This is a genomic window from Stenotrophomonas sp. SrG, assembly GCF_050031795.1.
Classification (GTDB): domain Bacteria; phylum Pseudomonadota; class Gammaproteobacteria; order Xanthomonadales; family Xanthomonadaceae; genus Stenotrophomonas; species Stenotrophomonas rhizophila_A.
On the sequence record NZ_JBNBBE010000804.1, the window covers coordinates 1 to 245 of the forward strand.

General features: G+C 67.3%; 1 pseudogene. It reads left to right on the forward strand.

Annotated elements, in window-relative coordinates:
- Window positions 1-245: pseudogene (locus tag ACQG3P_RS21780) on the forward strand (alpha/beta hydrolase family protein); the annotation flags it as partial.

The window sequence follows — 245 nt, forward strand, 5'->3', positions numbered from 1 at the left end:
GCCGGTGGCACCGACCATCGAGCAGATGGCCGCCTTCCCGGCCATTTCCAGCCTGTCCCTCTCACCTGACGGCCAGCACATCGCCGGCCTGCGCGCCAACGGCGACGAGCGCGTCATCGTGGTCTGGGAAACCAACGCCCTGGACAAGGCGCCCACCGTCATCGGTGCCGGCCGCCTGAAGTTCCAGAGCGTGAGCTTCATCAAGAACGGCCTGCTGGCCGTCACCCTGTGGCAGCACTACGACC